Annotated in this window: 16 protein-coding genes; 7 read left to right on the top strand and 9 right to left on the bottom strand. The window is 62.1% G+C overall.

The window, feature by feature from the left end:
• Nucleotides 1-12: 12 nt before the first annotated feature.
• From hfq to dusB, 6 genes are all read right to left on the bottom strand, one after another.
• Nucleotides 13-552: an RNA chaperone Hfq gene (gene hfq, locus LC083_RS13160; protein WP_226700768.1), complete on the bottom strand. Its 540-nt coding sequence runs from the start codon at nucleotides 550-552 to the stop codon at nucleotides 13-15.
• A 164-nt stretch (nucleotides 553-716) separates the two neighbouring features.
• On the bottom strand, nucleotides 717-2,099 hold the full coding sequence (locus LC083_RS13155) for a sigma-54-dependent transcriptional regulator (RefSeq protein WP_226700767.1): 1,383 nt from the start codon (nucleotides 2,097-2,099) through the stop codon (nucleotides 717-719).
• A 4-nt stretch (nucleotides 2,100-2,103) separates the two neighbouring features.
• A complete protein-coding gene (locus LC083_RS13150; protein WP_226700766.1) occupies nucleotides 2,104-4,344 on the bottom strand; it encodes an ATP-binding protein in 2,241 nt (746 codons plus the stop codon).
• A 61-nt stretch (nucleotides 4,345-4,405) separates the two neighbouring features.
• The gene (gene ntrC / locus LC083_RS13145; protein ID WP_226700765.1) at nucleotides 4,406-5,821 is read right to left on the bottom strand and encodes a nitrogen regulation protein NR(I); all 1,416 of its coding nucleotides are present in this window, start codon (nucleotides 5,819-5,821) and stop codon (nucleotides 4,406-4,408) included.
• Nucleotides 5,822-5,824: 3 nt separating this feature from the next.
• On the bottom strand, nucleotides 5,825-6,886 hold the full coding sequence (locus LC083_RS13140; protein ID WP_226700764.1) for a two-component system sensor histidine kinase NtrB: 1,062 nt from the start codon (nucleotides 6,884-6,886) through the stop codon (nucleotides 5,825-5,827).
• Entirely contained in the window at nucleotides 6,883-7,902 is a 1,020-nt protein-coding gene (dusB, locus tag LC083_RS13135) for a tRNA dihydrouridine synthase DusB (protein ID WP_226700763.1), read from the bottom strand. Before dusB ends, LC083_RS13140 begins: the two co-directional genes overlap by 4 nt.
• A 77-nt stretch (nucleotides 7,903-7,979) precedes the next feature.
• Here dusB and LC083_RS13130 point away from each other — a divergent pair, with 77 nt between their 5' ends.
• Together LC083_RS13130 and LC083_RS13125 are read left to right on the top strand one after the other, a co-directional pair.
• Nucleotides 7,980-9,119, top strand: coding sequence for a bifunctional 2-C-methyl-D-erythritol 4-phosphate cytidylyltransferase/2-C-methyl-D-erythritol 2,4-cyclodiphosphate synthase (locus LC083_RS13130; protein ID WP_226700762.1), 1,140 nt, complete (start codon nucleotides 7,980-7,982; stop codon nucleotides 9,117-9,119).
• Between the two features lie 15 nt (nucleotides 9,120-9,134).
• Complete coding sequence (locus LC083_RS13125) at nucleotides 9,135-9,638, top strand: CinA family protein (protein ID WP_226700761.1); 504 nt, start codon at nucleotides 9,135-9,137, stop codon at nucleotides 9,636-9,638.
• Here the strand turns inward: LC083_RS13125 and LC083_RS13120 are convergent.
• Nucleotides 9,635-10,090 (bottom strand): type II toxin-antitoxin system RatA family toxin, encoded by a 456-nt coding sequence (locus LC083_RS13120; protein WP_160607088.1) that lies wholly within the window; start codon nucleotides 10,088-10,090, stop codon nucleotides 9,635-9,637. The genes LC083_RS13125 and LC083_RS13120 overlap by 4 nt on opposite strands.
• On the bottom strand, nucleotides 10,090-11,043 hold the full coding sequence (gene lipA, locus LC083_RS13115) for a lipoyl synthase (RefSeq protein ID WP_226700760.1): 954 nt from the start codon (nucleotides 11,041-11,043) through the stop codon (nucleotides 10,090-10,092). Before lipA ends, LC083_RS13120 begins: the two co-directional genes overlap by 1 nt.
• A 91-nt stretch (nucleotides 11,044-11,134) precedes the next feature.
• On the opposite strand from lipA, the gene LC083_RS13110 reads away from it, so the two are divergent.
• Genes LC083_RS13110 through LC083_RS13095 form a run of 4 tightly spaced genes read left to right on the top strand, consistent with a single transcriptional unit; the run spans nucleotide 11,135 to nucleotide 13,818 of the window.
• Entirely contained in the window at nucleotides 11,135-12,109 is a 975-nt protein-coding gene (locus tag LC083_RS13110; RefSeq protein WP_226700759.1) for a sodium-dependent bicarbonate transport family permease, read from the top strand.
• On the top strand, nucleotides 12,106-12,414 hold the full coding sequence (locus LC083_RS13105; RefSeq protein WP_160607086.1) for a P-II family nitrogen regulator: 309 nt from the start codon (nucleotides 12,106-12,108) through the stop codon (nucleotides 12,412-12,414). Before LC083_RS13110 ends, LC083_RS13105 begins: the two co-directional genes overlap by 4 nt.
• Entirely contained in the window at nucleotides 12,414-13,055 is a 642-nt protein-coding gene (locus tag LC083_RS13100; protein ID WP_160607085.1) for a carbonic anhydrase, read from the top strand. Before LC083_RS13105 ends, LC083_RS13100 begins: the two co-directional genes overlap by 1 nt.
• Nucleotides 13,056-13,092: 37 nt before the next feature.
• Nucleotides 13,093-13,818 carry an NYN domain-containing protein gene (locus LC083_RS13095; RefSeq protein ID WP_226700758.1) on the top strand — a complete coding sequence of 242 codons (726 nt, stop codon included), beginning with the start codon at nucleotides 13,093-13,095 and terminating at the stop codon, nucleotides 13,816-13,818.
• Between the two features lie 66 nt (nucleotides 13,819-13,884).
• Here the strand turns inward: LC083_RS13095 and LC083_RS13090 are convergent, their stop codons facing one another.
• Complete coding sequence (locus LC083_RS13090) at nucleotides 13,885-15,177, bottom strand: hypothetical protein (protein ID WP_226700757.1); 1,293 nt, start codon at nucleotides 15,175-15,177, stop codon at nucleotides 13,885-13,887.
• Between the two features lie 302 nt (nucleotides 15,178-15,479).
• Here LC083_RS13090 and gyrA point away from each other — a divergent pair, with 302 nt between their 5' ends.
• On the top strand, nucleotides 15,480-18,314 hold the full coding sequence (gyrA, locus tag LC083_RS13085) for a DNA gyrase subunit A (protein ID WP_226700756.1): 2,835 nt from the start codon (nucleotides 15,480-15,482) through the stop codon (nucleotides 18,312-18,314).
• Nucleotides 18,315-18,326 lie beyond the last annotated feature (12 nt).

Here is an 18,326-nt window from a genome sequence, read left to right as displayed (position 1 = left end):
TGTCATCGAAACTCAGTGTTCGTCCTCGTCCCAGTCTTCGCTTAGGTCGACCGGCGTCGCCGGCTGGATCGTCGACACCGCGTGCTTGTAGGCAAGCTGCACATAGCCATCGCGTTCGAGCAGCATGCAGAATAAGTCGTAAGCCGCGATCTTGCCCTGAAGCATGACGCCGTTGACGAGGAACATCGTAACCTGCGCTTCGGCTTCGCGGACGCGGCTCAGGAAGACATCCTGGAGCAAGCGCTGCTTTGCGCCTGACCCCTGGCTTGCGAACTGTTCCGCGTCGATCGGCTGTCCCGGCATGATCGTGCTGACGGCATGTTTGTAGACAAGTTGCGACTGTCCATCACGGCGCAACAGGATCGAGAAATTGTCGAACCATGTCACGATGCCCTGCAGTTTCACCCCTTTTACAAGGAATACGGTTACGGGCGTCTTGTTCTTCCGCAAGAGGTTGAGAAACGCGTCCTGCAAACTTGGCGCCTTGCCCTTGTGCTGCGTTTCTTCCTGCTTGGGTCGCGGGCGCGCGGAAAGCGTGCGTTCGCTGGCCATTGTCCTGCTCCTTTTCTTGGCGAAGGCTTTCACCATCGCAATCTGGGCGCAACCACCGCGCCCGAATTCCGACGTCACCGCCGGAACTTGCGCAATATGTGGCATTTCATCGCGCAATCGCAATGAAATTTATTGCAGCCTTCCGAAAAGGTATGTGTCGCGGCCTATTTGCGGTCGCCGCTCTTGCGCTCGGCCATGCCCAAAAGCTTGAGCTTGCGGTGCAGCGCCGAGCGTTCCATGCCGATAAAGCTGGCCGTCTTCGAGATATTGCCCGAGAACCGGCGGATCTGGATCGCGAGATATTCCCGCTCGAAACTTTCCCGCGCTTCACGCAAGGGGGCGCCCATCAATTGTGCCATACCACCGCTTCCACCGAGCTTGCCGCCGGTCACTTCCTCCGAAAGCATGTCGGCTTCGACCGTGTCCAGCTGTTCGCGCGGGGTGAGGATGATCGTCCGCTCCACCACATTGCGAAGCTGGCGCACATTGCCTGGCCAGTCATACGCCTGGAGGGCAGCCATGGCTTCTTCGCTGATTTCCGGCGGGCGAATGCCTTGCTCGATGGCGTAGCGGGCGAAAAAATGCTCCGCCAGTGAGGGGATGTCGTCGCGACGCTCGGCGAGTGAGGGCACCTCCACCGGAACAACGTTCAGTCGATAGAAGAGGTCTTCGCGAAACCGCTTTTCCTCCATCTCTGCCTTGAGGTCGCGTGCGGTGGAGGACACCACACGGACATCCACCCCGATCTGCCGTGTCCCGCCCACGCGGACGAAGCTCTGTTCGGTGAGGACCCGCAGGATACGAGCCTGCGTCGAGAGTGGCATGTCGGCGACCTCGTCGAGATAGAGCGTCCCGCCGTCAGCCGTTTCGAGCAGACCGGGGCGCACCAGCTTGCCTTCGGCTTCTTCGCCGAACAGCTCTTCCTCGAAGCGCTCCGGCGTGATCCGCGCGGAATTCACGATCACGAACGGCTTGTCTGCACGTGTCGACCAGCTGTGCAGCAGGCGCGCGGCGACTTCCTTGCCCGAACCGGCCGGTCCGCTGATTAGCACGCGGCTCCCGGTGCTGGCCACGCGCTTGAGGGTGGCACGAACAGCATTGATCGCGGCCGAGTTGCCGGTGAATTCGCCGCCCTCGCCCATGCCTTCGCGCAGACGCGAGTTTTCCCGGCGAAGGCGCTCTGTTTCGGTAGCCCGTTCCACAAGGTGAAGCAGGCGCTCCGCCTCGAACGGTTTCTCGATGAAGTCCATCGCGCCGCGGCTGACTGCCGAAACGGCCGTGTCGATATTGCCGTGACCCGAAAAGATGATGACCGGCAGTTCGGGCTCGCGCGCCTTGATGGCGTCGAGCACTTCGAGCCCGTCCATCTGGCTGCCGTGGAGCCAGACGTCGAGCAGGACGAGACTTGGCCGCTTGGCATCGACCGCCTCGAGCGCGGACGAACTGTCGGCCGCAGTGCGGCATTCGTAGCCCTCGTCGCTCAAGACGCCTGCGACCAGGTCGCGAATATCGCGCTCGTCGTCGACTATCAGGATGTCGAGTGCCATTGAGTTACCCTTCTGCTTTCTCGGTACTGGTCCGGTCGTCGCCCTTGGCGGCGGTCCGGTGGGGATCACGCGCGAACCTCAGCGTGACCCGGGTCCCTCCCCCGTCGATGGAGGAGAAATTCATTTCGCCGCCGTGTTCCTCGACGATCTTGTTCACGATCGCGAGACCGAGGCCCGTGCCCTTCTCGCGCGTCGTGACATAGGGTTCGAGGATCCGCTCGCGGTCCTGCGGCAGACCGATACCGTTATCGGTCACCGCGATCGTCATGGAGTCGGCGTTTTCGGCCACTTCGACCTCGATGCGCCCACGATAGTCGGCTTCGGCATTGGCGGCGCGAGCTTCGATGGCTTCCGCTGCGTTTTTCAGGATATTGGTGACGGCTTGGCCCAGCTGGTGACGGTCTGCCTCCAAGCGCAAGGGCCCTTCGATTTCGGTCGAAAGCACGTAGTTGACCTGCGGATTAGCGACCTCCTGCAGGAACATCGACTGACGAATGATATCGAGCGCATCTTCTTGCCGGAACACCGGCTTTGGCAGCCGCGCGAAGCTCGAGAACTCGTCAACCATGGTGCGCAGCTCGCCGACCTGCCGCACGATGGTGTTGGTCAGCTCGTCGAACAGTTCGCCATCCTGCTCGATCTGCTTGCGATATCGCCGCTTCAGGCGCTCGGTGGCGAGCTGGATCGGCGTCAGCGGGTTCTTGATTTCATGCGCGATGCGACGTGCGACATCCGACCATGCCGCCTGGCGTTGGTCCAGCAGTTGGCGGGTAATATCCTCGAAGGTGATCACGTGACCGTCGCCCTCCGGGACCAGCCTCACTGCGAGGGTCATCAGTTCGCCATGGCGCGAATGGCTAATCACGCCGCGATCCAGTCCCGCCTCGACCAGCACCGCGATTTGCGGGATCATGGCGTCCAACGTTTCGGGGTGTTCGCTCCCCTCCCCGCCTTCGAGCAGCATGTTCTGCGCCGGCGCATTCATCAGCAGCACGCGGCGTTTGCCGTCGATGGTGATGACACCGGCGCTTACGGACTCCAGCACTGCCTCGATGAAGCTGCGCCGCTCTTCGAGTTCCTCGTTAGCGCCGACCAGAGCGTCGGTCTGCTTTTCGAGCTGGGCAGTCATGCGGTTGAACGCGCGGTTGAGCAGGCCGATTTCGTCTGCGCCGGTCCGCCCTTCGACACGCAGCGAGAAGTTACCAGCGCCTACCTTTCGAGCCGCCGCCACTAGATCGGTTAGTGGCTCGACCTGCCGGTCGGCAAAGCGCAGAGCGAACCAGACGGCGAGCCCCACCAGCGCAAGGCTGACGAAATAGAGCGCCAGATTGAACCGCAACTGCAACGCCCGGGCACGCTTGGTCAGTTCCTCGTAGGCGGTGGAGATAGATCGCGCGCTTTCCCAGCTACGGAAACTCGCCGCCTCGGCATTTCGCGCCGTGTAGAGATAGATGCCGGCCGTCCGGTCAATCGGGGCGATCGCCTCGATACGTTCGGGACTACCCCGGATGATCACCGGCTCTCCACCGCGCAGGGCACGCTGGCTTTCCTCCGTGAAACCAACCGGATCGCTGCCCTGGTTGATGCCATAGACCACCGCCACGCGGGCGGTTCCGTCGGGCATCACCTGCATGATTGCGCTCTCGATGACGTCGCGCGGGTCGGCCTGGTACTTGTACACCAGCTGGAAGTCGGGATCGGTGATTTGGACCTGCTGGAGGATGGCGCGCATGTCCATCGCCATCGAGATGGTTTCCTGGCCGAGGTCGAGCTGGTTGTCCTCGTAATACCGCTCGGCAAGGACGTTGGCGTTCTCCATCAGCCCGCGCGAATTGTCCGAGAACCAGAAATCGACGCCCGACTGGAACAGGACGGCGGCGAATGCCGAGACCAGCAGCGTCGGCACAGCCGCAATCATCGAGAAAAAAAACACCAGGCGCACGTGCAATCGCGCGGTGCTCCCCGCCGCCCTGCGTAGCGCCAGCCTTCGTCCGGCGAGGACAAGCAACGCCATGGCCGGTATCAGCGTGCCGATCAGGAGCACCGCAACCTGCCTGCTCGGCAGCAATTCACCGGTCGGCGGCGCCGTGGTGAATGCGGCCCATGTCGTCACCACCATGATAACGAATGCGGCAAGCGCGATGATTTCGACCAGCGTGAAGAGGTTGGCGCGGCGGGAGGCCACAATGAAGCGGCGCCACCAGCGCGGCGGAGGTTTCTTCGAGGTGCCGGCAAGCGTCGCCATCGTGGCTAAGTTACGACACCTCTGTTGCACTTTTGCAAGGGCAAAAACGACGAAATGCCCATCAACGCCGTCGTAAAAACCGCTCAGGTTCGATTTGCAGGTCGCTCAGCCGCTTTCGCAGGGTGTTGCGGTTGATCCCCAGCAATTGTGCTGCTCTCAGCTGATTGCCCTCGGTCTCGCGCAAGGCATGCTCGAACAGGGGCCGTTCGAAAGCTGCGAGGGCACCGTGATAAAGTGCCCCCGCTGGCTGCGGATTGTCCGACAACCATTCTTCCAGGGCCACTTCGATCCCGTCTTTCAACGAGGGTATTTTCGCGTCTACTGCGCTTGGCAGGGCATCCACGATGGTCTGTCGGTCGATCAGGTCATCGCGCGCAAGAAGGGCGAGCCGGAAAACGACATTGCGGAGTTCGCGCACATTGCCTTTCCACGGGTGGCTCTCGAGAAGTGCCACAGCTTCGTCGGCTATTCGATGTGCAGGCAAGCCTTCGGCGACCGCTTGCGACAGGAAATGCCGCACCAGCGCGCCAATATCCTCCTTGCGTTCGCGCAGTGGCGGGAGGTGAATAGGTACGACGTTCAAGCGATAGTAGAGGTCCTCGCGGAACCGGCCTTGCGCGATCATCGGCACCAGGTCGCGGTTCGTCGCCGCGATAATGCGCACGTCGACGCCGATTTCCTGTCGCCCCCCCACACGCCGGATCCGGCCGGATTGAAGAGCTCTCAGCAGACGAGTTTGCGCTTCTGCAGGCATGTCCCCGATCTCGTCCAGGAACAGCGTGCCGCCGTTCGCCTGCTCGAACTTGCCGATCTGCTGCGAAACCGCCCCCGTGAAGGCACCGCGCTCATGACCGAAGAGTTCGCTTTCGAGCAGGTCATGGGGGATTGCCGCCATGTTGACCGCAACGAACGGTCCGGTCCGGCGCGCGCCGAGCTGATGGATAGCTTCGGCGACCAGTTCCTTGCCTGTACCGCTTTCGCCGGTCACGAGGACCGAAAGGTCGTTGCGCAGGACCCGGGTGATCATCCGGTAGACGTCCTGCATGGCGCGGCTGCGGCCGATCAGGGGCAGCGCGTCCTCGCCTTCCCCGCGATCGTCTGCTTCCGCTTTGGGGGAACGGCTGACGGCCTGTCGTACCGCCTGCGCCAATTCGTCGAGATCGAACGGCTTCGGGAAATACTCGAAAGCCTGACTATCGCTCGCGCGTACCGCGGTGTCGAGCGTGTTCTGCGCCGACAAAACGATGACCGGCATGTCGGGCGCCGCATCCCGCACGGCATCGATCGTCGCAAGTCCGTCGCCGTCCTCCAGCATGACGTCGGTCAGCATGATATCGAACACATGCCCCGCCAGCAGTGCATCACGCCGTTCGATGCTGCTGCACGTCGTGACGTCATGCCCTTCGTCACGCAAGGCCTCGGTGATCACGGTGGCGATCGCGCGATCGTCTTCAACCAGAAGGACGCGGGTGGTCATCGGTCAGCTTTCCTTCGCCGCGACGGGCAGGTTGATCCTGAAAATGGTAAGTCCGGCGCGCTCGTCACGCTCGTGCGAGATGCGCCCGCCCATGTCGCGCAAGAGCTTGCGGACCAGTGCAAGGCCCAGGCCCTGTCCATGCGGCTTGCCAGACACGAAAGGCTCGAAAACGTGATCGCGCAGCTCGGCAGGAATGCCGGGGCCGGGATCGATCACGGATATTTCGATGGGCAGCCTGACCGACTTACCGAAACGGATGGCGGAAAAGACGAGGCCGCTGACGAACCGGGTGCGCACCACGATGCGCGGTGCTTCTATCCCTGCGCAGGCGTCGCAAGCATTTGCCATGAGGTTGATCAGAACCTGCTCGAGCGCCCCCTGATCCGCCTCCACTGCGGGAAGCGAGGGATCGAACTCTTCGACCAGCTCGCAGGAATCGCTGCGTCCCGCGCGTACGGTGGCCATGGCCGAACGAATGGCCTCGTGCAGATTGCAAGGCCCGGTTTGTGCGGGGCGGCTGCTTCCCAATTGCTGCATCCGGTCGATCAGTTGGGCGATCCGGTCGACCTCGGTTTCGATCATCGTTGCGAGTGGCCGATCTTTCTCCGCTGTCCGGCGTGACAGGAGCTGGCTTGCGCCGCGGATGGCAGAGAGCGGGTTCTTGATCTCGTGCGCAAGGACCGCAGGCGCGCGCAATTCCGTCCGTTCCCGGTCTTCTTCCTCGTTACCACCCTGCCCGGCGTCGGAAATCGTAACGACTTTCCACCCAGCATTTCCATGCATCGGAGAACAGCTGAGATTGACGATGTGATCGTTTCCGGCGGCAGTCAGTGTAAGGCCCCGCGCGATCAGCTGGCTTTCGGTGGTCAGGACCGCCTCCGCCACGCGTTCCGGCCTGATGGCCATGATTTCGAATAGCTGTTCGTCGAGGATACGCCTCGCACTGCGACCGAGCAGCTCCTCCGCCGCCGGATTGGCTTCGCGGACCCGCCCGTCGGGATCGACGAGCAACACCGCAAAGACCATTCCGGCGATCTGGTCGGACGCCGACGGCGCCTCGATCATGCAGCGCGCCGCTTCAGAAATGGTTCGAAGAACCGCTCAAGTTCATCAAGAACAACAGGTGCTTGGTCGATGAAATTCACCCGGTTCCTGAACTCGGCCGAGCCGTGCATCCCCTTGGTGTACCAGCCAAGGTGCTTGCGAGCGATCTTGACCCCGACATCCTCGCCGTAGAGTTCGAGCATGTCCTGGTAGTGCTCGACGATCACGTCGTATTGCTCGTCGAAACTGGGGCTGGCGAGGAACTCGCCCGTTTTCCACCAGTGCATGACGTGCGCGAGCAACCAGGGCTTTCCGTAAGCGCCGCGTCCGATCATGACACCGTCCGCCCCGGACTGCTCGAGCGCCTTGGCGGCATCATTGATCGTGCAGATATCGCCGTTGACGATCACGGGAATGGAAACCGCATCCTTGACCTTGCTAACGAAGGCCCAGTCGGCGCTGCCCTTGTACATCTGGTTGCGGGTGCGACCATGGACGGTAACCATCTTCACGCCTAGGTCTTCGGCAATACGGGCAAGTTCGGGGGCGTTGAGGTCGGAATGATCCCAGCCCATCCGCATCTTGACCGTGACCGGTACGTTCACCGCCTTCACGGTCGCTTCCATGAGCTTGGTAGCCAGCGGGACTTCGCGCATCAGCGCCGAACCGGCGAGCTGGCCCACCACCTTGCGGACCGGGCAACCGAAGTTGATGTCGATGATTTCCGCGCCGTTGCATTCCTGAAGCTTGGCGGCTTCAGCCATGCTCGACGGATCGCAGCCCACGAGCTGCATCGAGACGGGCTCTTCGATCGGATCCCAGGCAGCCTTCTGCACGGACTGGCGCGTTTCACGAATGGCCGCCTCGCTGGCGATCATTTCGGTCACGTTGAGGCCCGATCCGTAACGCCGGACCATCTTGCGGAACGGCAGGTCGGTCACGCCTGTCATGGGCGCAAGAACGACCGGCGTGTCGATCACGACATTGCCGACGGAGATCGGCTTCGGGGGTACCGGAGGAAGGGGGTGAGCGCTCATTTTTGCGTGTGCCTAATAATTGGGCAGCCACATAGTGCGTTGCAGCGAAAACGGCAAGCCGCTAGCGCGCGAGGGCCATGTCCCGTGTCGCCCCCCTCCCCCCGTTCGCCGCCATCGTGGTAGCTGCAGGCCAGGGCCTGCGCGCCGGGCAGCCGCTCCCCAAGCAATTCGCGATGTGGCGCGGCAAGCCGGTCGTGAGGCACTCGGTCGAAACGCTGTTGAGCGCGGGGGCATCATCGGTGGTCGTCGCGATCCCGGAAGGCGGAGAGGACATAGCGAAAGCTGCTCTGTGGGGCTTGGATGTCCAGTTCGTCACGGGCGGCGAGACAAGGCAGGCTTCTGTCTTGAACGCGCTAGAAGCACTGAGTGGTGCCGAACGCGTCCTAATCCACGATGCCGCGCGTCCGGTTTTGCCACTTGAGGTTGTGGCGCGTCTCTTGTCTTCGCTCGGTGCACATCCCGGGGCCATTCCAGTGGTCCCAGTGGTCGACAGCCTCGCCATCGACGCAGGCGGCGTAATGGCCGGTACGGCGGATCGTAAGACACTGCGCCGAGTCCAGACACCGCAGGCATTCCGGTATGCAGATATACTTGCCGCGCATCACGCCTGGACCGGCCCGAAGGATGCTGGCGACGATGCGCAGGTCTTGCGAGCAGCGGGTGGAGCTATCGCTCTTGTGGAGGGAAGCGAAGCCCTCAAGAAGCTTACATTCGCGGAGGATTTCGTGACTGAATTGCCCCTCGTACGCATGGGAAGCGGATTCGACGTACATCGCCTGGTCGCAGGCGAGGAACTGTGGCTCGGCGGCATCCGCATCGAACACGAAAAGGGCCTTTCGGGACACAGCGATGCCGACGTCGCGCTCCATGCGATTACCGATGCGATCCTGGGCGCAGTTGCGATGGGCGACATTGGCGACCATTTCCCCCCTTCCGACCCCAAGTGGCGCGGCGCGAGCAGCGACCGCTTCCTCCAGCACGCCGCGGGACTTGCTGCCAAAGCAGGCTACGGGATCGGCAACATCGATCTGACGATCATCTGCGAAGCGCCCAAGATCGGTCCCCACCGTGAGGCCATGCGATGCCGGATAGCGGAACTTCTCGGCGTTGACATCGCTGCCATATCCGTGAAGGCGACGACGACCGAACGGCTGGGCTTCACCGGCAGGGGCGAAGGTATCGCCGCCCAGGCCGTCGCTACCGTCATTCGCGACTGATACTGCGAGGAGAGCATGGCGCTCGAAACCTTACTACCCACGGATATCGATGATCTCGCCAAGCGGGTCATAGAGGAAAACACAGCTGCCGGGCGCAAGGTGGTGGTGGCCGAGAGCTGCACCGGCGGCCTTGTCGCGGCGGCCCTGACCGAGATCGCCGGCTCATCCGCCGTGCTCGATCGCGGCTTCGTCACCTATTCGAACGAATCGAAGATGGAACTGCTCGGCGTACCGCTAGACATCATCGAGACGTTCGGTGCCGTTTCGATCGCGTGTGTCTGGGCAATGGCCAAGGGCGCCCTCGCCCGCAGCGATGCAGATGTTGCAGTGGCTATCAGCGGGGTTGCAGGTCCAGGTGGCGGCACGCAGCTGAAACCGGTGGGAACCGTCGTCTTCGCCAAGGTCGTTCGCGGCCAGGAAGGCGAGCCCGAAGGCGAGCTGAAAAGCTTCGAGCCTACTTCGCGCGCAGACGTGCGGCGCGAAGCGACGCTCTGCGCGCTGGAATTGCTGCTGCCCTAGAGGTTGGCTGCGGCGTTCTCGCGGCCGTAGAGTTCGTCCGCCCGCTTTTCGAAAGCTTCGACCATCTTGCGAAATGCACGGTCGAAATATTGACCTGCCAAGGCCTCGAACATGGCGTTGCGGAAAGTGAAATCGACACAGAAGTCGATCTCGCATCCGCCATCGGGAAGGCAGGTAAAGGTCCACTTGTTGTCGAGGTCCTTCAGGGGTCCATCAACATAGAACACCTCGATGAATTCTGGGCGACGCTTGACCACGCGCGAGGTGAACTTCTCGCGGATCGCCTTGAAGCCGACGAGCATGTCGGCGACCATTTCGGTCTCGCTGTCGCTGCGAATGCGGGTTGCAACCACCCAGGGCAGGAACTTGGAATAGCTGCCCACATCGGCGACCAGATCGAACATCTGTTCGCAGCTGTAGGGAAGGCGTCGGGTCTCCCGGATGCCCGGCATCAGCCGTTCGCCCTCGCCCGCTCCTTTGCGAGACGCTCTTCACGGGCAGACTTCATCTGCGCGAAGTCGTCCCCTGCATGGTAACTCGAACGCGTCAGCGGGCTGGAAGCGACCTGCAGGAAGCCTTTCGCACGGGCGATCGAGCCATAGGCCGCGAACGCCTTCGGCGTGACGAAATCTTCGACCTTGGCATGGCGCGGGGTCGGCTGGAGATACTGGCCCATGGTGATGAAATCGACATCCGCGCTGCGCATGTCGTCCATGACCTGGTGCACTTCGAGACGCTGTTCACCGAGGCCGAGCATGATGCCGGACTTGGTGAAGATCATCGGGTCGTGGCTCTTCACCTCTTCCAGCAAGCGGAGCGACGCGTAGTAGCGCGCACCCGGCCGGATCGTCGGGTAAAGCCGCGGCACGGTCTCGAGGTTGTGGTTGTAGACGTCCGGTCCGGCCTCGCAGATGGCCTCGACCGCCGCGCGCATCTTGCCGCGGAAATCGGGCGTCAGGATTTCGATGGTCGTGTTAGGCGTTTCGCGGCGCAGTGCCTTGATCACCTTGACGAATTGCCCCGCACCGCCGTCGGGAAGATCGTCCCGGTCGACGCTCGTGATGACGATGTGTTCGAGGCCCATCTGGCCCGCCGCGATGGCGACGTTTTCCGGCTCCATCGAATCGACCATGCGCGGCATGCCGGTCTTGACGTTGCAAAAAGCGCAGGCGCGCGTGCAGACGTCTCCCAGGATCATGACCGTGGCGTGCTTCTTGTCCCAGCATTCGCCGATATTCGGACAGGCTGCTTCCTCGCACACCGTGTTCAGCTTGAGGTCGCGCATGAGCTTGCGCGTTTCCTGATAGCCCTTGCTGACCGGGGCCTTGACGCGAATCCAGTCGGGCTTGCGCTGCTTGCGAGGAGCTTCGCCCTCGGGCGCGGGAGCGGAGGAGAGATCGTTCATTGCGCGGCCCACTTAGGGAAAGGGGCTGACAACCGCAATGGCCATGCTTGCCGTTGCGGAAAGGCTGGACTAAGCGCGCCGCATGGAAGCGATGGGTATTCAGGCACTGACCTCTCCGGTCATTCTGTTTTTCGTCCTCGGCTTGCTGGCTGCGTTTGCACGCTCCAACCTCGAAATCCCCGAAGCAATCGCCAAAGGCATGTCGCTCTACCTGATGGCGGCGATCGGCCTGAAGGGCGGGATCGAAGTCGCCGAATCCGGCCTCGACGGTACTGTGCTCGCCGCACTTGCTGCCGGGATTGCCGCAGGTTTCGTGATGCCGGTCTACGCCTTTTGGCTGCTGAAGGGCTTCGGGCGCCTCGACCGGCTGAACGCAGGTGCCGTTGCGGCCCATTACGGATCGATCAGCGTCGTCACCTTCGTGACCGCGGTCGAGATCTATACGATGCAAGGCATCCCGCCCGAAGGGTACATGGTGGCCGTGATGGCTTCCATGGAAAGCCCGGCCATTCTTGCCGGCCTTCTCCTTGCCCGCGGGATCGGATCGGACAGCGGTCAGACCAAGAAGGAACTCGCGCACGAGGTCCTGCTCAATCCGTCGGTTGTCCTGCTGCTCGGTGCATTCTTCATCGGCATGGTTGCAGGTCCTCAGGGGTTCGACCCGGTGCGTCCGTTCTTCGACGGCCTCTTCAAGGGCATCCTTTGCCTCTTCCTGCTCGACATGGGCCTGATTGCTGCACGGCGCATAATGGATTCGCGTGCGCTCACCTGGCGGTTGGTCGTCATCGCTATCTTCCTTCCGCTGCTGAACGGCGCTCTGGGGACCGCGCTGGGTGTCGGAATAGGCCTCGATGCCGGCTCGGCAGCTGCGCTCGGCGTGCTGTGCGCCAGCGCAAGCTATATCGCGGTGCCGGCGGCCATGCGTCTCGCCCTGCCTGAAGCGGATCCCGGCATCTACCTGACCATGTCGCTCAGCATTACCTTCCCCTTCAACGTCCTCGTAAACATCGGCCTGATCGGCGCCTTGGCAGGCATGCTGACCGGTACCGGAGCAGCCATCCCATGATCGAAACAGTCATCCGCAAGCGAATAGAAATCCTAGCGGACCAGGCGCAGGTAAAGCGCGTGACCTCAATCATCGACGAGGTCGGGATCACCGGATGGACAGTCCTGCCCGTCACCTCCGGCAAGGGACGTGAGGGACGCTGGCGCGAGGAACGCGTCATGGGGACCGACAAGAACCTCGTCGTGACCATTGCCTCGCAGGAAAATGCCAATGCACTGGCCGAAGCGCTTGCTCCCATCCTCACCTCGCACGGCTTCCTGCTGACGATGTGGGATGTGGAAGTGATCCGCGGGGAGCGGTTCTGATGCCCGAGTTCACGGAACTCCTGCGCGGCTACCACCGCTTCCGCGCCGACGGCTATCCAGAGCAGCGCGAACGCTACGACCGACTGGTCGCCGAAGGGCAGAGCCCCAAGCTGATGATCATCGGCTGCTCCGACAGCCGCGTCGATCCTGCCCAGATTTTCGATGTCGATCCGGGCGAGATTTTCGTCGTGCGCAATGTCGCTGCACTGGTCCCGCCGTTCGAGATCTCGCCGGGCCAGCACGGCGTATCGGCTGCGTTGGAATTCGCCATCCAGTTCCTCCACGTGCGCCAGATCGTCGTGATGGGTCACGGAATGTGCGGCGGTTGCAAGGCGGCACTGACGCGCGACCTGCACGGCACCGCTCCCGGGGATGGCGGCTTCATCGCCAACTGGGTCCGGATGCTGGACGAGGCGCGAGACGAAGTTGCGGCGAAATACGGGACGGAAGGTCGCGAAGCCGAACGGGCAATGGAAATGGCGGCAGTCGGCGTGAGTCTCGCCAATCTGCGCACCTTCCCTTGCGTCCGCGAGAAGGAAGCCGACGGCACGCTGAAATTACGCGGCGCGTTCTTCTCCATTGCCGAAGGCGTGCTTTATGTCCGCGACGAGGAGAGCGGCCAGTTCCAACCGGCCAAGTGACTTGCGCACCTTCGGCAAGGCGACCATGTGACGCTGTATGCCTGAAAAAGAACTCAAGAACATTGCGCTGCTAATCGACGCGGACAACACATCCCCCAGGGGGATCGATCCCGTTCTCACTGTCATGGCCGAGCTTGGCCAGGTGAACATCAAGCGGGCTTACGGCAATTTCGCCAAGAACAACCTCGCCAATTGGGACACGATTACCCACAAATACGGCATTCGCCCGCAGCAGCAGTTCGACCTGACCGCCGGCAAGAATGCCACCGACATGGCCATGACGATCGATGCGATCGACCTGCTGTACCAAGGCAAGGTGGACGGCTTCGGGATCATGAGCTCCGACAGCGATTTCACGCCGCTGGTCACGCGCCTTAGGCAGGATGGCCTGATCGTCTACGGCTTCGGAAGCACGAACAAGACGCCCGGCGCATTCAAGAGCGCCTGCACGCGCTTCATCGATATCGACGCCCTCATCAAGGGAGCATCGGACGAGCCTGACACGTCCAAGACAAAGGCGAGCAAGGCCAAGTCGAATGTGGATGAAGAACTCGTCGAATTGCTCGGGACCGCCTGGAAGGCGGCCCGGCGCGACGACGAAGGTTTCGCGCAGATGGGAGAGGTCGGCCAGATTGCCGGCAACCGCTCGAGCTTCGATGTGCGCAATTACGGCTTCAAGCGCCTCTCGGACCTGTTCGAGGCGATGGAGCAGTTCAAGGTCGAACGGCGCGACAACACCGTCTGGGTAAAGCGCCTGCGCTAGATAAGAGAAACGGCGCGGATCCGATGGACCCGCGCCGCCTTTGTAATTGGCGCTGAAGCGTCAGGCTTAGATGCCGGCTTCTTCCGCAGCATAGGTTGCCCAAAGCCGGGCGATCGCAGCGCGCTTGCCTTCCACGGCATTGAACGTTGCGACGGCTTCGGCAGCCTTGCCCTGTTCGAGCTGCGCAATGCCGAGACGCGTGCGAGCAAGGCCGGCATCGACGCCCGGCATGCCCAGAGCCTTGGTGTAGAGCAATTCAGCCGCAGGATAATCGCCGTAGCTGAGGGCGAGGTCGCCGCCGGTTACGATCGACTTCACATCGGTCGAAGCCTTCGCCTTGGTCAGCAGGCCCGCAAGATCGGCACGGTCGGTCTTGGCGCGTTCAGCCGCCATGCCGCGGACTTCGGCAACGTAGGTGTCGGTCTTCTTGAGCGTACCCTGGGCATAGCCTTCGTCGATGACGGCAACGACTTCACCCGGCAGGCGGCGGTAGTCCGCGCTGTCGATGTAGTCGGCATACATGCGTTCGTCGCGCATAGCCTTCGCCGAACGGGCCAGACGGACGAGATCGAGGATCTCGGGGTTCTGCCAACCGCCACCATACGCGGTGATGGCGATCACTTCCCCCCAGTTCTGGGTCGAGGGGAAATGCTTGACGAAGAGCAGACCGAACTGGCCCAGTTCTTCGGCCATCTGGTTATTATAGGCCATCTGCAGGCCGCGACGGACCCACTGTTCGTTGACCGGATTGCCCGCCGCTTCCTCGGCAGCAATCGCTTCGGCCAAGTACTTCAGGCCGGCAGCGTGATTGTCTTCGGCGAAATAGGATTCGGCGATGAGACCCTGAGGCTCGCTTTCGGTATAGCCGAGTTCGACAGCTTTCATGAGGTAGGTGCGGGTCTTCGCGTAATCTTTCTCGTTGTAGGCCAACTGGCCGGCCAGAAGATTGTACTGGCCCTGGCTTTCAGCCGGAACCTGCCCGCTAGCAAGCATGAGCTCCACGCCTTCAAGCTGCTGAGCGCGGTTCTGGTTCTTCGTGCCGACGTTGTAGATAAGGTTGCCGGCAACCATCCGCTCGTCATTCGACTGGATGAGGGCCTTCATCGCCGGAAGCTGCGCGTTGATGGTTGCATAGTCCGGCGCAGGCGCGTTCACGGCATCGGCCAGCGGCTGGTAGGCAGCGATGAACTCCTTGGAGTAGCTCTTCGGAGCAGGCTTTTCCTCTTTCTTCTTCTTTTGCGCGAAAGCGGGCTGCTCGAGCGCGAAAACGCCTGCAGTGCCGGTCGCGGCAAGAACGAGGGCCAGAGCCAGCGCCGACGACGGACGCGAGGCCTTGGAAATACGGGTGAAAATCATCATGTAACTCCCAAGAGTGGATAGGGGGAATGAGCGCGGTGAGCGCCGGAATTCTCTCAACGGTGCGGCACTTGGCCTTTTAACGCTCTCATTGCAAATCTTGTAGGGTTTTGGCGCTGAATGGTCATTGAATGATGCTCGTTCCCGCCGTTCAGGTCCGATATGGGCAATCGGGCTATCCATATGTGGAAAAAGCTCCCCAACACCCCTGTCAGACACGCCCAAAAGTGGCGCGAGAACGGCATTTCGCCTAGGGTTCTGGCTGCAATCCATATCCCGATCACAGATCACGGAATACATAAGTCTTGTCCGACGAAACCGACCTGATTGACCCCCCGGCCCCCGGCGCCGAATACGCTCGCATCGACATCGTCGACGAGATGAAGACCAGCTACCTCGATTACGCGATGAGCGTGATAGTCAGTCGCGCGCTTCCCGACGTGCGCGACGGCCTGAAGCCGGTTCATCGCCGTATCCTCTTCGCCAGCCAGGAAGGCGGCTTCGTTGCCGGCCGGCCGTATCGCAAGAGCGCCAAGATCGTCGGCGACGTGATGGGTAACTACCACCCGCATGGCGACGCGGCGATTTACGATGCACTCGCACGCATGACCCAGGACTGGTCGCTGCGCGTGCCTCTGGTCGACGGCCAGGGGAACTTCGGTTCGATGGACCCCGATCCGCCGGCATCGATGCGTTACACCGAGGCGCGCCTTGCCCGTGTCGCGAATTCGCTGCTCGACGACCTCGACAAGGACACGGTCGATTTCGTCGACAACTACGACGGCTCGCGCCAGGAACCGACGGTCCTTCCGGCACGCTTCCCCAACCTCCTGGTCAATGGCGCAGGTGGCATCGCGGTCGGCATGGCCACGAATATCCCGCCGCACAATCTGGGCGAGGTGATCGACGGCTGCCTCGCCTTTATCGAAAATCCGGCCATCACCAGCGAGGAACTGTTCGAGATCATTCCGGGACCGGATTTTCCGACTGCCCCGCTCATCCTTGGCAAGTCTGGTGCCCGTGCGGCCTACACCACCGGTCGCGGCTCGATCCTCATGCGTGCGCGTCACGATGTGGAAACCGGCAAGAACGACCGACGGTCGATCGTTCTCACCTCCATTCCCTACCAGGTCGGCAAGAGCGCGCTGGTCGAAAAGATTGCCGAAGCCGCCAAGGACAAGCGGATCGAGGGGATCTCCGATATTCGCGACGAATCGAGCCGCGAAGGCGTGCGCGTCGTCGTCGACCTGAAGCGCGATGCCTCGCCCGAAGTCGTGCTCAACCAGATCTGGCGATACACGCCCGCGCAGGCGAGTTTCCCGGCCAACATGCTGGCCATCCGCGGCGGCCGTCCCGAAGTGCTTACGCTGCGCGAATTCGTGCAGGCCTTCATCAGCTTCCGTGAAGAGGTCATCACCCGCCGCACCAAGTTCGAGCTGAACAAGGCACGCGAACGCGCGCATATCTTGCTCGGCCTCGTGGTGGCCGTATCGAACCTCGACGAGGTCGTCGCGATGATCCGCGGGTCGTCCAATCCGGCCGATGCGCGCGCCAAGCTGCTGGCGAAGGAATGGCCGATCGGCGACATCGCGCAGTACATCCAGCTCGTCGAAGCGATCGAGCCGAGCGCCGAACAGGAAGGCGGCTCCTATCGTCTCTCGGAACGCCAGGTTAAGGCCATCCTCGACCTGCGCCTCCACCGCCTGACCGCGCTGGGCCGCGACGAGATCGGCGACGAGCTCAAGGAACTGAGCCTGGCAATTGAAGAGTATCTCTCGATCCTCGCCGACCGCGTGAAGCTTTACGGCGTGATGCGCGAGGAGCTGACGGAAATTCGCGCTACCTACGCCACCCCTCGGATCACCGAAATCGCGCCCGCTTGGGACGGTCTCGAGGACGAAGACCTTATCGAGCGCGAAGACATGGTCGTGACTGTCACCCACGGCGGTTACATCAAGCGCACCCCGCTCCAGGCCTTCAGGGCGCAGGCGCGCGGCGGCAAGGGCCGCTCGGGCATGGCGACCAAGGACGAGGATGCCGTCGTCGAAATGTTCGTCACTTCGACGCACAATCCGGTGCTCTTCTTCACGAATACCGGCAGAGTGTACAGGATGAAGGTGTGGAAGCTGCCCGAAGGCGGTCCGACCACCAAGGGTCGGCCGATGGTCAACCTGCTTCCCTTGGGCGACGAGGAACGCGTGACCAACGTGCTGCCGCTGCCCGAAGACGAGAGCGAGTGGGCCAATCTCAACATCGTCTTTGCCACCGAACAGGGAATGGTGCGCCGTAATTCGATGGACGCGTTCACCAACGTACCCACCAACGGCAAATACGCGATGGGATTTGTCGAAGGGAGCGGTGACCGCCTGATCGGCGTCGAACTGCTGACCGAAGAGCAGGAAATCTTCCTCGCTTCCGATTCCGGCAAGGCGATCCGCTTCTCGGCTACCGACGCCCGCGAAACGAAGAGCCGTACCGGCATTGGCGTACGCGGCATGAAGCTCAAGGAAGGCCAGAAGGTCGTCTCGATGGCCGTGCTGGACGCAGGGGAACGCGATACCGAGGTCCGTGACGCCTACCTGCGCGCGGCCGGGTGGAAGAACAACGAGAACGAAGCGACGCTCGATGCCGGAAAGGTTGCCGAGCTGGCAGAGGCGGAGGAATTCATCCTTACGGTAACCGCCAATGGCTATGGCAAGATCTCTTCCGCCTACGAATACCGCACCATCGGTCGCGGCGGGATGGGCCTGACCAATATCGGCGAGCCGGCCAGCAATCCCGACCGGAACGGGCCAGTGGTTGCCAGCTTCCCGGTCAAGCACGGATCGCAGCTCATGCTGGTGACCGACCAGGCCAAGCTGATCCGCCTGCCGATCCAATTCCGCCACATGGTCGAAGGCGGCTTCGACAACCATGAAGGATTCTCAATCTCGGGCCGCGGGTCTTCGGGCGTGCGCATCTTCAACGTCGCGAAGGGCGAACAGATCGTCGGCGCAGCTCTGATCGACGAGACGGAAGAGCCGGAAAACGAGGCGGAAGAAGCCATTGCGGAAGAAATGGCCGACCGCAATGCGCAGACGACCGAACCGCACACGACGGCTCATTCGGACAAGAACATCGAAGGCGAGCCGGGGGGCTAAAGCGCCAGGAAA

The sequence above is a fragment of the Qipengyuania gaetbuli genome (assembly GCF_020524765.1).
In the GTDB taxonomy this organism is placed as follows: Bacteria; Pseudomonadota; Alphaproteobacteria; order Sphingomonadales; family Sphingomonadaceae; genus Qipengyuania; species Qipengyuania gaetbuli_A.
Note: the sequence above shows the minus strand (reverse complement) of the source record. Positions and strands in the feature narration are given on the sequence as shown.